16 protein-coding genes are annotated in these 14662 nt (G+C 56.1%); all 16 read right to left on the bottom strand.

Annotation, left to right across the window (positions count from 1 at the left end; translation table 11 throughout):
• Positions 1 to 1831: DUF4091 domain-containing protein (locus tag HY282_02215; GenBank protein MBI3802562.1), on the bottom strand; the 1831-nt coding region annotated here is incomplete at its 3' end.
• A gap of 319 nt (positions 1832 to 2150) precedes the next feature.
• Complete coding sequence (locus HY282_02210) at positions 2151 to 3614, bottom strand: MCE family protein (protein ID MBI3802561.1); 1464 nt, start codon at positions 3612 to 3614, stop codon at positions 2151 to 2153.
• Between the two features lie 88 nt (positions 3615 to 3702).
• A complete protein-coding gene (locus tag HY282_02205; GenBank protein ID MBI3802560.1) occupies positions 3703 to 4458 on the bottom strand; it encodes an ABC transporter ATP-binding protein in 756 nt (251 codons plus the stop codon).
• A 15-nt stretch (positions 4459 to 4473) separates the two neighbouring features.
• Positions 4474 to 5241: an ABC transporter permease gene (locus HY282_02200; GenBank protein ID MBI3802559.1), complete on the bottom strand. Its 768-nt coding sequence runs from the start codon at positions 5239 to 5241 to the stop codon at positions 4474 to 4476.
• Positions 5242 to 5291: 50 nt separating this feature from the next.
• Positions 5292 to 6434: an alanine racemase gene (gene alr, locus HY282_02195; protein MBI3802558.1), complete on the bottom strand. Its 1143-nt coding sequence runs from the start codon at positions 6432 to 6434 to the stop codon at positions 5292 to 5294.
• Positions 6435 to 6449: 15 nt separating this feature from the next.
• The gene (locus HY282_02190; GenBank protein MBI3802557.1) at positions 6450 to 7049 is read right to left on the bottom strand and encodes a tetratricopeptide repeat protein; all 600 of its coding nucleotides are present in this window, start codon (positions 7047 to 7049) and stop codon (positions 6450 to 6452) included.
• The gene (locus tag HY282_02185) at positions 7049 to 7600 is read right to left on the bottom strand and encodes a C39 family peptidase (protein ID MBI3802556.1); all 552 of its coding nucleotides are present in this window, start codon (positions 7598 to 7600) and stop codon (positions 7049 to 7051) included. Before HY282_02185 ends, HY282_02190 begins: the two co-directional genes overlap by 1 nt.
• Positions 7601 to 7664: 64 nt before the next feature.
• Positions 7665 to 8075, bottom strand: coding sequence for a PA2779 family protein (locus HY282_02180; protein ID MBI3802555.1), 411 nt, complete (start codon positions 8073 to 8075; stop codon positions 7665 to 7667).
• Between the two features lie 58 nt (positions 8076 to 8133).
• Positions 8134 to 8691, bottom strand: a complete 558-nt coding sequence (gene frr, locus HY282_02175) for a ribosome recycling factor (protein ID MBI3802554.1) — start codon at positions 8689 to 8691, stop codon at positions 8134 to 8136.
• Positions 8692 to 8732: 41 nt separating this feature from the next.
• Positions 8733 to 9455: a UMP kinase gene (locus tag HY282_02170; GenBank protein ID MBI3802553.1), complete on the bottom strand. Its 723-nt coding sequence runs from the start codon at positions 9453 to 9455 to the stop codon at positions 8733 to 8735.
• A gap of 115 nt (positions 9456 to 9570) precedes the next feature.
• Positions 9571 to 10173 (bottom strand): translation elongation factor Ts, encoded by a 603-nt coding sequence (tsf, locus tag HY282_02165; GenBank protein ID MBI3802552.1) that lies wholly within the window; start codon positions 10171 to 10173, stop codon positions 9571 to 9573.
• 54 nt (positions 10174 to 10227) lie between these two features.
• Positions 10228 to 11022, bottom strand: coding sequence for a 30S ribosomal protein S2 (gene rpsB, locus HY282_02160; GenBank protein ID MBI3802551.1), 795 nt, complete (start codon positions 11020 to 11022; stop codon positions 10228 to 10230).
• Between the two features lie 298 nt (positions 11023 to 11320).
• Complete coding sequence (argJ, locus tag HY282_02155) at positions 11321 to 12541, bottom strand: bifunctional glutamate N-acetyltransferase/amino-acid acetyltransferase ArgJ (protein ID MBI3802550.1); 1221 nt, start codon at positions 12539 to 12541, stop codon at positions 11321 to 11323.
• A gap of 17 nt (positions 12542 to 12558) precedes the next feature.
• Positions 12559 to 13596: an N-acetyl-gamma-glutamyl-phosphate reductase gene (locus HY282_02150; GenBank protein ID MBI3802549.1), complete on the bottom strand. Its 1038-nt coding sequence runs from the start codon at positions 13594 to 13596 to the stop codon at positions 12559 to 12561.
• Between the two features lie 145 nt (positions 13597 to 13741).
• Positions 13742 to 14134 (bottom strand): 30S ribosomal protein S9, encoded by a 393-nt coding sequence (gene rpsI, locus HY282_02145; protein ID MBI3802548.1) that lies wholly within the window; start codon positions 14132 to 14134, stop codon positions 13742 to 13744.
• 3 nt (positions 14135 to 14137) lie between these two features.
• Complete coding sequence (gene rplM / locus HY282_02140; protein MBI3802547.1) at positions 14138 to 14581, bottom strand: 50S ribosomal protein L13; 444 nt, start codon at positions 14579 to 14581, stop codon at positions 14138 to 14140.
• Positions 14582 to 14662: the final 81 nt, after the last annotated feature.

Here is a 14662-nt window from a genome sequence, read left to right as displayed (position 1 = left end):
TCACCCACGCTTGCCCGTCGAGGCCGGCCTGCTCTTTCTTGGCGGCTACCAAGGTGAGATATTCATAATCCTCGATCCCCTCTCGAAGCATCTTCAGACGGATGCTGGGGATCGGAATATGGTGGGTGCCGCCGATCTTGTCGGGGCGGCCCGGATAGAAGTAAGTGCCGTCCCCATTGCCGGTGAAGTAGTAGATGTTCTTCCACGGATCATTGGAAGCATACGCATAGGCATAGACCGTCTCAAAGTAGAGCTCGGTGGTGGGGCCGGGAGCGGCAAATCCGATCTGATATTGGTAAGTCAGCCACTCATAAGCACGGCTGTAGATCGCCGGAAGGTCGGCCATGGGGGTGGGATATCCGGTCTCGGAGCCGCCGCAGCCGTGGCTGCCGCAGGCCTGATACCACCAGAGCTCTTTGCCGGCAGAGATAATCGCATCGTAGCTCTTGCGAAGATTCGTATTGAAGGGAAACCCTCCCGTCGGCTTCCCCTGCATCCAATTGTTCGGAACCGTCCAGATGTCCAGATAGCGGGTGTAGTTGGAGATCCCCAGGTAATGGGTGAAGCAATCTTCGGCTGCTTGCCGGCTGGTCGTTACCATCAGTGGAATATCGATCACATTGTCTTTGAAATATTTTGCTTTCTTATAGGCATCCGACCATTGGGTCGAAGCGGCCCCACTGTAACTCTGGTCACATCGCCGGACCCCGCCCACCAAGGGATAGGGAGGTTCATCCCAGAGGTAATAAAAGAGTTGGGATTTCCAGCCATTGTTGATGAAATGCTGGATGTAATCTCGATAGTACGCTACCGTTTGAATAGGGGTGGTATTGATGACAGTTCCATCCCGCATCCGGGCCCGGTTAACCTTCGCACCTGGCAGCTTCCCATTGGGAAGCAGATTCGGATTCCCTCCCGAGAGGAACTCCGGATAGCGCTGGTTGCAGCTCGTTGAGATCGCCGGGAGCGACCAGTTGATTTTACCGAGGCTGCTGCTCCAAGCCGGGGCGGGCCAGATGACATTGTCATTTGAGAGACGATGGAGGAGCATCTCTTTCGTATAGAGGCAAATCATCTCCCAATACTTCGCATCGGAGACGTCCCTCGTCCCATAATGGCCCGAGGCGGTCTCTCCTATTCCGACAGCGTAGGCTGTCTTTAAGCTGGGAATGGAGGGGAGATCGAAATTGCGAACGGTCAGCTGAACGGGGATCTTGGCGGCGACCGTTGATCCAATAGTGACCTGTGCTGTTCCTTTATAGAGGCCGGCGGGGGTACCCTGCGGGACATAGACATCGACCCAGACCCCTTGCTTTCGGCCGGCAGCCACATTGAATGGAAAGGCCGGCGTTGTCTCCCCCGGCATCCGGCGAACCTCTCCAAAGTACTCATCGACCTTCGGAACCAGTCCGTCCGGCCAGAGTCCCGGTTTGGCCTCCGAGGAAGAGAGCTTCGTGGAGACGATCGAAATATAATGCTCCCGATAGATCACGATATTCTTCGGCCGGCCGCTCACCAGCGCGGTGATGACGTTTCCTTTACCGTCGCTCAGATCCCCAATGGTAATGTCTACTTGTGAGAGAGCCGTGGCTGCGGGCGCGGCAATGAAGATCTGGAACGGCTCAAACTCGTTGCGGGCGGCAGAGATCGTTACTCCCCCCCGGCTACAGCCACTGGCGGTACAGAGATCCACTTCGGAGGGGATCGGATCTCCCGTCGTCCCGCCGTTGTCTTGTCGGAGCTTTACCATCCCGGTATCCCACCAGATTGTCTGCGCCTCCGCAATACCGATGGTAAGTAAAAAAGAACTGATCAGAATAGCCCATTTCATAGATACGCTCCTTTACCTCATCCTTGAAGTAATATAGACAACCGAATGCAAGCGTACCAAAAAGGGATCTATCGGCCATAGGGTACACGCTCTAATTTACATACAAATATTACCTAGATGAGTTTTGATCATTACTCCTAGGCATATGACTTAAATAATTGGACTGAAATTTTATTGGGAGGGTATGATAAAGAAAAATTAAAACGGAGAGTTAGAGAGGTTTTTTAGAATTAAGCTTTCAGGTTACAAATGGAGGAAAAAAACAAACGCGAGCCGGACGCTCCCTTAAGGGAGCGTCCGGCTCGCGTCTCAGCTGTGATTATTTGGTTGTGGCGAGGCCGGACAATCCACCGATGAGGTATTTTAGATCATCATCCTCAAAATGAAGCCCGGCACCGACATAGAGGGTGTTGATCTGTCTGTTGAGGATCTGATCATAGCCAGCCTCGAAGTTGATGTATTTGAGGAGCGTGTAGGCGGCGGATACCTTCATGTGAGCACGCTGCGACGCCGGATCGTCACTGTTGAAATCCCAGATGTCGAAGCTGACTCGGGCGTTGTTGCCTAACAGAAAATAATCGGCCCCGGCGCCAAATGTATTTTCGACCAGCCCGACCCGCAGACCGAGGTTGGAAATTCGTTTTCCGAACATCGCGGAGAACTTTAACCGGCGTTGGGTCTTCAGGTCGGTAATGGTGCTCGGCACCCCGTCGACCGTGATCACCCGGGTCGTCTTGGTGACCCGGCCTCGCGGATCGTCGACCACTTCCAGAAGGTAGAACTTATCGGCGCGCGGTTGAAATTGTACCGTGAAATAGCCTTTGTTCTCTTTCTCTTGAAGCTGATATTCATCACGGAAGCCAACAAAGGTTCGAAACCGCTCGATCCGGCCGAGCGTATTGCTGAGCCCTTCCAGGGCGGTGTTGAGGTTTTCATAGGCGGTGTCGTCGGTGAAGAGCTTGCCGATCGTCCCCTCGCCCCGTTCCACCTTCTTGGTCAGGTTTTCAACCCCTTTGAGGGAGCCGCCGAGGTCATCGAGAGAACGGGTCAGCTTCTGATAGGCTTCATCATCGTTGATCAACTTTCCAAGAGTTCCTTCGCCCCGTTCCACCTTCTGGGCCATCCGGTTGAGGCTCTCCACAAGCTGATTTCCCTGGTCTTTGAGCGACCCTGAAAACGACTCGAAATTGGCGATCGACCGGCTGAGCGGGTCGCGATTGGCCTGAACCCATTCGTTGATCCCTTTCGTCAGCCCCTTGGCATTCTCCAAGACCTCTTTCAGGTTTTGTTTCCCCTCCGCGCTCGCAAGGACATCCCGAAGCGAGGTGGTTACCGCCTTCACGTCGTCGGCGATGCTGGAGAACCGCGTCATCAAATTTTCCAGGTCCGCGGCCGCCTCTTGGACCGGCAATACATCGCCCTCCTTCCAGAAGTCGTTTTCTTTTCCGGGGACAATCTCCACATAACGGTCCCCAAGCAGTCCCTCCGACCGGACGGCGGAATGCCCCCCTTTTCTGATCTTGACGGTCGGTTGAATCCGGAGGGTGACTTTGGCTCCCCCTTCGACCAGTTGGATCGTTTCGACCTGCCCGACCTCCACCCCGGCCACCCGAACCGGCGCCCGCTTATCGAGACCGGAAGCGGTGCTGAAGGTCGCAGTGAGGTGATAACCCTTTTCTTTGAAAAAAGAGAAACCGCCGACTTTAAATGTCATGTAAGAGAGAAGAGCGATCGCGAGAAGGACGGCGACGCCGACCTTCGCTTCCGTGGTAAATCCCTTCAAAGAATCTCCTGAGTTAAAACAGACGTCGCGTTAAAGAGAAATCCAACATCCGTTCGGTTCGATCCGGCGCTCGCCGATTCTATGACTTTTATTCAACGCCCGCCACTTTGATCGGACCGGTCGCACTTCCGGTAATAAACTGCCGGACGACCGGGTTCGGGCTGTTTCGGATTTCGTCGGGGGTTCCAACTTCCAAGATTTTCCCCTCATAGAGCATCGCAATCTTGTCGGCGATCTTATAGGCGCTCTTCATATCGTGGGTGATCGTGACCGACGTTACTTTGAGCTGGTTGTTCATTTTGGAGATGAGGGTATCGATCACATCGGTCATGATCGGATCGAGTCCGGTGGTCGGTTCATCATAGAGAAGGATCTTCGGGTCCATCGCAATGGCCCGTGCCATCCCAACCCGTTTCTTCATCCCCCCGGAGAGGTAATCCGGCATCCGGTCCTCGATCCCTTTTAATCCGACCATCAATAACTTCTGCCGGGCGATCTCACGGATCTTTTCATCCGGTAGTTTGGTATGCTCTCTTAAGGGAAACCCGACGTTCTCCCCTACGGTAATGGAATCAAAAAGGGCCGCCGATTGAAACACCATCCCAAACCGCTTTCGAAACTGATTTAACTCTTTCTCCGGGAGGGTGATGATGTCGGTCCCGTCGACCAAGACCTGACCGGAATCGGGCTTCATCAGGCCGATGATATGTTTGAGAATGACGCTCTTTCCGGTTCCGCTTCCGCCGATGATCACCATGTTCTCGCCGGTTTCGATCCGAAGATGGACCCCGCGCAGAACATGATTGTCACCAAAGCTCTTTTTAAGGTCGACCAACTCGATCATTGCGAAATCACCCGGCTAATAAAGAAAGGCCGTTAAAAAATAATCGGAGATCAGAATCAGCATCTCCGAGACAACGACGGCGCCGGTGGTCGCGCGGCCGACCCCTTCGGCTCCCCCCTCGCTATTAAAGCCTTTGTAACAGCTGACGGTGGCAATGAGGGTGCCGAAGACCGCGGACTTTAAGATCCCTCCCCAGATATCGTTCGGCTGAAGATATTGAATCGTCCGCCGGATGTAGATGCCGGGATTCGCCTCCAACATCTCGACCGAGATCAGATATCCCCCGATAATTCCGATCAGATCGGAAAAAACGGTCAGCATCGGGAGCATCAGCATTCCGGCGATCAATCTCGGGGTGATCAGATAGTTCACCGGATTGACCGCCATCGTCGCAAGGGCGTCGATCTGCTCGGTTACTTTCATCGTCCCCAGCTCGGCCGCCATCGCCGCCCCGGCCCTCCCGGCGACGATGAGTCCGGTCAGCACCGGGCCGAGCTCTCGGCTCATCGAGAGGGCCACGACCGTTCCGACGAGCCCCTCGGCGTTAAAACGCTTGAAACCGGTGAAACTCTGAAGGGCGAGGACCATTCCGGTGAAGGTGGCGGTGATCAAGACGACCGGAATCGATTGAACCCCGACCGCCTCCATCTGCTTGATGATGTTCCGAAAGCGAAACGGCGGCCGGAATGCCCAGACGACCGCCTTGATGAAGATCAAGGCGACCGCCCCCATCTCGGTCAGGAGTTGAAGAAACCAGCCCCCGATCTTTTCCAAATAGCGCATCTTTATCCTAAATGGCGATGGGGCCTGATCCCCTCTCTTCGCACACGGCCTTACCCGTTTTGGTAAATTCGCGGAACCCGTTCTCCGATGCCGCAGAGGATTTCATAAGGGATCGTCTCGGCCAGCTCGGCCAGCTCGTCGGCCCAGACCGCTTCCCCTGCTTCTCTTCCCATCACCGTCACCCATTCCCCGATGCCGAGGGAAGGGGCCTCGGTCATGTCGAGCATCGTCATGTCCATGCAGACGCGGCCGACCACCGGCACCCGGCATCCCTTCGCGATCATCACCCCGCGGTTGGAGAGAAGCCGGGAATAGCCGTCGGCATATCCGATGGCGACGGTCGCGATGAGGCTCTCCCGCTTCGTAAAGAAAGTCCGGCCGTAGCTGATCGAGGTTCCCGCGGGAACCTTTTTTATCGCAATGATGCGGGCCCGCAGCTGCAGGATCGGCTTCAACGGAATCGCGCTCTCTTCCTCCAGAGGGGAATACCCGTAGAGCATCAATCCCGGCCGGACCAGGTTCAAATGCGCCGCGCCGAAATGCATAATAGCAGCGCTGTTGGCCAGATGGCAATAGCGGATTCCCAATTTCGCTTTCTGAAGGGAGCGCCATACATGCTTCAGCGCTTCCAGCTGATGCTGCGCAAAGGAAAGATCTTTCAGGTCGGCCTCGGCAAAGTGGGTCAAGATCCCCTCGACCCGGATCCCTTTTTCCTCCGTCGCCCTTTCAATAAAGGAGAGCGCCTCCGAAACGGGAAGGCCCAAGCGCCCCATGCCGGTATCGAGCTTGACATGGACACCGACCGTCCGCCGATACCGCGTGGCATAGCGGCTGAGGGCCGAGAGCGATTCGATATCGAAGAGGAGCGGGGTGAGCCGATATCGAACGATCTCGGGGATCTGCTCCGCGGGGCAGCCGGTCATCAACAAAATCGGAAGGGTAATCCCCGCTTTTCGAAGCTCGATCCCCTCCCGCAGATAGGCAACCCCAAAAATGGAAATGCCGTGGGAGTGCTCTTTCTTTTCCAGGAGCCGCGCGATCGGAACCGCGCCATGTCCATAGGCGTTCGCCTTCACCACCGCCAAGATCTCCTTCCGCCCGATCCGCTTCTTGACCTGCTGAAGGTTCTCCTCCAAAGCGGAGAGATCGACCTCGGCAAGGCTGGCCGCTCCCCTTCGAAGATCTTTTTCCATGGCCCTCACCACGCGTTACTTTGTTGATCCCGCAGTCTCATTTCGGTCGAGTAATTCTAACACAGACCGCTGTCGTTCTTGCATCTGTTGTTGAAGGGCAGGGTCGGCCGCCGCAAGCTGCGTTGCCTCTCGATAAGCGGCAAAGGCGAGGTCATATTCGGCGCGGGCGAGATAGATCTCGCCGAGCGTGTCGAGATAGTACGGTTTCCGCGTCGGGTCGGCCGCGATTGCGCGTTGAACGAGCCGTTCCGCCTCGACCAGCTCTTTTTGTTTTATTAAATAGAGGGAAGCAAGGTTGTTTAAGACGGGAGCGTTTTGAGGATTGCCATGAAGCGATTTTTGATAGGCCTCTTCGGCGGCGGGATAATCTTTCTTCGCATAATAGACATTCCCCAAATAGCCGAGAATCACCGAAGAAGGTCCCCCCTTTTCGAGCGCCTTCCGATATTCCGAAAGTGCCTGATCCCACTCGTGGTGCGCCTCATAGGAGAGCCCGAGCTGAAGATGCTCTTCCGCCGAGAGGGGATCGTTGAGGATCACGATCCTCGGCATCGTCCCGCACCCCGCCGATCCGATGACAAAGAAAACAAGGAGCGCCGCGCGCAGAGATCGCATCAGCCGGCGCCGGGAACAATCTGGAGCGCCCAGAATTCTGTTTTCTCCCAGGCGGCCATAAAGGTCCGATAAGGGATTCGCTTGTTCTCCTCGTCACCGGAGTGGACGATCATCTCTTCTCTCCCCTCGTCGATGCCGGTGACGACCACAAAATGCCCCACCGGAAAAATACGATAGCCGAGATTTAGGAAAGCGATCAGGGGAATGCCGTGGGAGAGCCGGTCTCGAATCGTGTCGAGGCTTCCTACAAAGCTCTCGGCGCGCATCCCTTTTTTCCGGGCAAAGAGCGCCAGATCGATTCCCAACGTCCCATTCAACTGAGGAAGATAGACCGCCCGTGTGACCTCGTCCACTGAGACCGCCTCGTGCCAATAGGTCAGAACCGCGGTGAGCGAGGCGGGCCCGCATAATCCGACCTGCTGAGGGAAATAGGGAACCTGCAAGAGAAGGGGGGGCTCCGGCGCGGAAGAAACGGACCCGGTCGAAGCGCATGCGGAAGAGAGACAATAAAAAAAGACGAGAAGGAAGCGTCCCAACAGGAGCCGGTCCATCCTGGGGAAGGTCCATCGACCGATCACATGCCTGGTGCGTTGAAGTCGCCCCACGTTCTCTGTTCTATTTTGTGATGATGATCTTATGACCGGTCAGCTCCAGCAAGATGACCACCAGAATCGCAATGACCAATAACGCGATCACCACGCCGAGGCCGTCACCGCCTGCATAGAGCGAATCGATCTTGCTGGCAACCTGATGGACCTCCGAGTCGGAGAGCTGCGACAATCGAGACGTGATCTCTTCCTGGGTCAGGCCGAGGTCGGAGAGCCGTTGACGGATCACCTTCGATTCGAGGACGGTCTGAATCTTGGTCAAATCCTCCTGGCGAAACGAAGCGGTCTCATTCGAGGAGAGAAACATCGCCCACCCTTCGGGAGCGGGGAAAGCGGAAAGAAGCCCTAACACCATCATTGCAATGATCAAGTAGCTGACCAAGGATCTCTTTAAGAAGAGCCTGATCCGAGAACCCATCGACACCCTCCGTCTCAACCTTTGCGCGCTCAACGTTCCGGAAACAACCGCTTTGACGTCAGACTTCCATGATTTCTGCTTCTTTTTTCTTTAGAATCTCATCTACCTTTGCAATCGTTTGATCGGTGAGTTTTTGCACCTCGTCTTGGGCTTTCCGAAGGGCATCTTCAGAAAGCGTTCCATCCTTCTGGAGCGATTTGAGCTCGTCGTTCGTGTCGCGTCGGATGTTTCGGATGGCGACCTTCGACTCCTCTCCAACCTTCTTGACGAGTTTGACCAGATCTTTTCTCCGCTCTTCGGTCAAGGGAGGGATGCTAATCCGAATGATCTTTCCGTCATTGCTTGGGGTCAACCCGAGACCCGAGCCCAAGATCGCCTTCTCCAACTCCGGGAGCTGGCTGGTATCCCACGGCTGAATGATGATGGTTCGGCTGTCCGGGATGGAGAGGGTTGCGATCTGCTTGAGCGGGGTCGCCGTTCCGTAATAATTCACCTGGACGGAGTCGAAAAGCGCCAGCGAGGCGCGGCCGGTCCGAATCCCGGCCAGCTCCCCCTTTAAATGCTGGAGCGAGGTCTCGCTCTTCTCGGCCATCTTCTTTTTAACGTCGCCTACCATGTGCTTCCCTTTTTATAGGTCATAGGACGTGGGTACATTTCTTACCGGGACTTGCGGATAAGGGTGCCGACCCGCTCTCCGGTCAGAACCTTTCGAATGTTTTCCTTTTCCTTCACGTTGAATACGATCAGCGGGAGATTGTTGTCCATGCAAAGGGTCACCGCCGTCGAATCCATGATCTTGAGCCCCTTCTCGATCACCTCGAAAAAGGTGAGCTCCGAGAATTTGCGGGCCGCCGGATCTTTCATCGGGTCGCGGTCGAAGACGCCGTCGACCTTGGTCCCTTTTAAAATAACCTCGGCGCCGATCTCCATCGCCCGAAGGACCGCGGCGGTATCGGTGGAGAAATAGGGATTGCCGGTTCCCGCCGCAAAAATAACGACCCTCTTTTTCTCAAGATGGCGGATCGCCTTCCTGCGGATATAGCCCTCCGCAAGCTCTTTCATCTCGATGGCGGATTGGACGCGGGTGTAAACTTTCTTTTTCTCGAGGATGTTCTGAAGGGCGAGGGCGTTGAGGACGGTCGCCAGCATTCCCATATAATCGGCCGAGGTCCGCTCCATGCCGGCGGCGCTCCCGGCGATTCCCCGGAAGATGTTTCCGCCGCCGATGACCACGGCGGTCTCGACCCCCATCGAGACGATCTCTTTGATCTGCTCTGCAATAGTGTCGAGCATTTTGGGATCGATCCCAAACCCTTGATCACCCGCCAGGACCTCCCCGCTGACCTTGAAGAGAATCCTATGGTAAACAGCATCCGACATCGGCGGTTCCAGTTTGGGGCGATAAAATCAGGAAGCAAACGACAGGGGCCTGACGCGCCATCACACATTGCCGCGTTCTGACCCCTGGGGTCAATAAGAGAAGCCGGCTTAGGAACTAAGCCTCCTCCCCCAGTTGATACCGTGTAAAACGGCGGATCGAAATATTTTCCCCGACCTTGGAGATTTTTTGCGCCACCAGATCTTTGATCTTCACCTGGGGATCTTTGATGAACGGCTGCTCGAGCAGACAGACCTCCTCGAAAAATTTCTCGAGTTTGCCCTCGGCAATCTTGGAGATGACCGCTTCCGGCTTTTTCGTCTCGCGGGCCTGGGTCATGTAGAGGGTCCGCTCTTTTTCGCTGACCTCCGCAGGGACATCTTCTCGGCGGATATATTGCGGCGGCGGGGTGGCGCCGGCAATTTGCATCGCCACGTCCCGGACCAATTCTTGGAATTCCGGATTTCGTGCGACGAAATCGGTTTCGCAATTCACCTCCACCATCACGCCGATCTTTCCGCCGAAGTGGATGTACGAGCCGATGATCCCCTCGCGGGTCTCGCGCCCCGCCTTTTTCGCGGCGGTTGCAAGTCCCTTTTGGCGAAGGTAGTCAATCGCTTTGCTCAGATCCCCCTGCGACTGCGCCAGCGCCGTCTTACAATCCATGATACCGGCTCCGGTTTTCTCCCGTAACTCTTTGATCGTATCGACTGCCGACATGCTCTTTCCTTTCTAAAAACTCGAAACAGCTCCACTACGAATGAAGGGGGCCCCTTATGACCCGGCCGGGCCGGGCGCTCCCTCCGCCGCTGTTGCTGCTGTGGCCATCGCCGGCTCCGGCTTCATCTCGGGGGCTGCGGCGGGAGCGGATTTCTCGGAATGGGACTTCTCCCGAATGCGCCGACCTTCCAATGCCGCATCGGCGATTTTACTGGTAATCAATCGAATCGACCGGATCGCATCATCGTTTCCCGGAATCACATAGTCGATCTCGTCGGGATTGCAGTTGGTATCGACGACGGCGATCACCGGGATGCCGAGCCGGTTCGCCTCTAAGACGGCGGTTCGCTCCTTGATGGTGTCGATGACGAAAATCGCGCCGGGGAGGTTCCGCATCTCCTTGATCCCGCCGAGGTTCCACTCGAGGTGTTCCCGCTCTTTCTCCAGCTGGTTGACCTCTTTTTTCGGCAGCCGCTCGTAAGTGCCGTCTTCACGGGACACTTCGAGTTTCTTCAATTTTTCGATGCTCTTTCGAATGGTCGCGAAGTTCGTCAGCATTCCCCCGAGCCACCGATGATTCACGTAGAACATGCCGCATCGTTTCGTCTCGGAATCGATAATCTCCTGCGCCTGCCGCTTCGTCCCGACAAACAGGAGGCTTCCGCCCTGGGCGACCAGATTCGTTACGAAATCGGATGCCACTCCGAATTTCTTAACGGTCTTCTGCAGGTCGATAATATAAATGTCGTTCCGCTCTCCGAAAATGTACTTCGCCATTTTCGGATTCCATCGGTTCGTTTGGTGTCCGAAATGAACACCGGCTTCCAGTAGTTCCTTCATTTCAATCATGACTTCTCCTTATTTGGTCTTCGCCTCCGCTCCCGCATCACAACGCCGTGACAACGACAGTGACAAAAATGGAAGGGCTACCCGATGACTGTGTCTCTCCATCGGGGACCTCGCCCAGCAGGGAGCGTGTGTATTTTGTTTTGATCTTTAAAGTTCAGATGTTACAGGATCTCAATCACAGAACGTGCCAGATGACGAGATTTAAAAAACTAACACAAGTATAGCTTAATTTGCAACAAGAAAAAAGGGGAGCGGCCCTCGTAAAGTCGGGTCGCTCTCCCCCGATACAACCTCAAAATCAGCTTCGATAGTCGGCATTGATTTTGACATAGTCGAGGCTGAGATCCGAGGTCCAGCAGACCGATCGCCCCTTTCCGGCGTGGAGATCGATCGTCAATTCAATTTCCCGCTCTTTAAGAAGGCGCGCCACCGCCGACTCTGCCTCTTTCCCCAGATAAATACCCCTTTGTACCAGGGGAATTTCCCCAAAGGTCAGGGTGATCTGATCGGGACGGAGCGGGACACCGGCATTTCCGATCGCCGCCACGATCCTTCCCCAATTCGCATCCTCGCCGAAAAAAGCGGTCTTCACCAGGCTGGAGGCGGCGACCGACCGGGCCACCTTCCGCGCCGCCTGATCGCTGCGGGCGCCGACGACCTCGATCTCAATCAGCTTCGTCGCCCCTTCGCCATCCCGGACGATCGATTTCGCGAGCGAAAGACAGGCCGCTTCCAGCAAGGCGACAAACTGCCGGTAGGCTTTTCCTTTCGATTCGATTTTTTTGCCGCGCCGACCGTTGGCAAAGCAGAGAACGAGATCGTTGGTGCTGGTGTCGCCATCGACGGTGATGCAATGGAAAGAGCGATCGACCGACTGCCGCAGCGCTTCCTGCAACAGCGGGGGGGAGATGGCGACATCGGTCGACAAAAAGGCAAGCATCGTCGCCATGTTAGGGTGGATCATCCCCGACCCCTTGGCGATCCCGCCGATCCGGATCTCCTGGCGGCCGACCGCGCCGACCCAGGCCGTCTCTTTTCGGAAGGTATCGGTGGTCATGATCGCCTCCGCCGCGGCACCCCCTCCTTCTCTGGAGAGTTTCGAAGCGAGTCGCGGAATGGCGCCGACGATTTTTTCAATCGGCAGCGGCGCCCCGATGACGCCGGTGGAGGCGACATAAACCGCCTCCGTGGAAATGCCGAGCGCCTGCGCGGTCGCCTCCGCCATCTGAAGGGCGTCTTGGTAGCCGCGCGCTCCGGTGAAAGCATTGGCGTTGCCGCTGTTAGCAATGATCGCTTGGCCGCTTCGCTTGCGCAGATGGCGCTGGTCGAGCAACAGCGGCGGGGCCGGGAATTGATTCTGCGTGAAGACGCCGGCCGCAGTACAGAGGGTGTCGGAGAAGATCATGGCAAGGTCGGACTTCTCTACCTTTTTAATGCCGGCAGTGATGCCGGCGGCGGAAAAGCCGTCGACCGAGGTGATCCCTCCTTCAATCTGTTCTACCTGCTCCAGCTGTTCCATATCGCCTCAGATAAAACTCAGGGGAAAAGACCGGGGGCGGCCAGCCCCAACCGCTCCTCCCATCCCATCATGACGTTCATATTTTGAATCGCCTGGCCCGAGGCCCCCTTCACCAGGTTATCGATTGCCGACATCAAAATCGCGGTCCGGCCGGAGGGGGTGGCGAAGACGGCGATGTCGCAGAAATTGGAGCCGCGGACATGGGCGAGGTTCGGCGATCCCTGCACCCTTCGAATAAACGGCTCCCCTCGGTAAAGATCCAAGATCGATTCCAACCTTTTTTGGTTGAACTTCTCATTGAGGGGGAGATAGATCGTGGTCAAAATCCCCCGATTGACCGGCAACAGATAGGGGGTGAAGAGGGTCGTCCGCTTCTTCCCGCCGATCCGCCGAATCTCCTGCTCGATCTCGGGGAGATGCCGGTGCGTTCCGATATTGTAAGCGACCATCCCTTCGTGGACTTCGGTAAAATGCGCCTTCGCGGAGGGGGTTCGTCCCGCCCCGGAGAGCCCCGACTTCGCATCGATGATGATCTCGCGGGTTGCGTCGACACATCCCTTTTCCAAAAAGGGATAGAGCAGAAGCAGCGTCCCGGTCGGATAACAGCCGGGATTCGCAACGAGATTGCTCCGCGCAATGTCGTGCCGGTAGACTTCGGTCAGGCCATACGCCGCTTCCTTCAACAGCTCGGGATGGGTATGCGGCGCGTGGTACCACGACTCATAAAGCGCGGCGGAGCGGAGGCGGTAATCGGCGGAGAGATCGATCACCTTTTTCCCCGCATCGATCAGCTGCCGCACCGGTTCCTGCGCCTGGGTATGGGAGAGCGCAAGAAAGATGAGGTCGGCCTTCTCCGCCATTTTTTTCGGATCGAACGCTTCGAGCGTCAGGTCGTAATAGCCCCTCAGAGAGGGAAGCCGGTTTGTCAGCGGCTCCCCGGCCGATTGCTCGGAGGTGACGCTGACCACCTCGACCTTCGGATGCTGGGAGAGGAGCCGGAGGAGCTCCCCTCCGGTATAACCTGTGGCGCCGGCGATGGCAACTTTAAGGGCCATTTCTTCCTCGATCGCTTCCGCGGGAGGAGGTCTCGTCCGTTTCAGAAAACCTGGACGGTTGTCCCACCCGCATTTACCGTAAAGATGTTAAAAAAAAGGGAAGGTCGAAGACCTTCCCCGTCGAAATTTGAACTGAAGAGAAATGTTACCGCTTGGAGTATTGGAAACGCTTTCGCGCCCCCTTCTGCCCGTATTTCTTTCTCTCCTTCACTCTCGGATCGCGGGTGAGCAATCCCTCTTTTTTCAGCGCCGTTCGGGCCTGAGGGACCACTTCGAGAAGGGCCTTCGAGATCCCGTGACGAAGCGCCCCCGCCTGGCCGCTGAGCCCGCCGCCATGAACGGTGGCGACCGCATTATACCGGCCGACCGTTTCCGACAGCTGGAAGGGCTGAAGCAGGAGGTATTTCCAAGCCTGACGGGGGAAATACTCCTCGGAAGGCTTTCCATTGACCAGGATCCGCCCCTCTCCCGGTTCCAGCCAAACCCGTGCCGTGGCGTTTTTTCTTTTACCGACTGCAAAATAACGTGTTGCGGCCATCCCTTAACCCCTCTCCTTGATCTCAAGAACCTCTGGACCTTGCGCTTGGTGCGGATGCTCCGGCCCTGCGTAAACCTTTAGCTTCTTTGCCATGGCATTGCCCAACTTGGTCTTTGGAAGCATCCCATTGATCGCATAGGTGACCACCCGTTCCGGCTTCTCACGCAACAGCTTCTCCGCCGTCGTCTCTTTGAGGCCCCCCTTCATGTAACCGCTGTGGTGATAATATTTTTTGCGCGCCGCTTTTCCCGCCGTTAGGACCACCTTCGCTGCGTTGATGACGATGACATGGTCTCCGAGATCCTGATTGGGGGTAAAGATCGGCTTGTGTTTTCCGCGCAAGATCGCGGCGACCTTCGTCGCCATCCGACCGAGGGTCTTTCCGTCCGCATCAACGAGAAACCACTTCCGCTGAATATCTGCTTCCTTGAATGCAATTGTCTTCATTAACCGTCCTTTTTCTACGTGAATGCGTGAAAAATGTTTTATTTTTATACAACTATCCTACTTTTGTCAAGGAGAAAGATG

This window comes from Candidatus Manganitrophaceae bacterium (assembly GCA_016200325.1).
GTDB lineage: Bacteria > Nitrospirota > Nitrospiria > SBBL01 > Manganitrophaceae > Manganitrophus.
The sequence above is the reverse complement of the archived record's forward strand: the minus strand, read 5'-3'. Positions and strand labels throughout refer to the sequence as shown.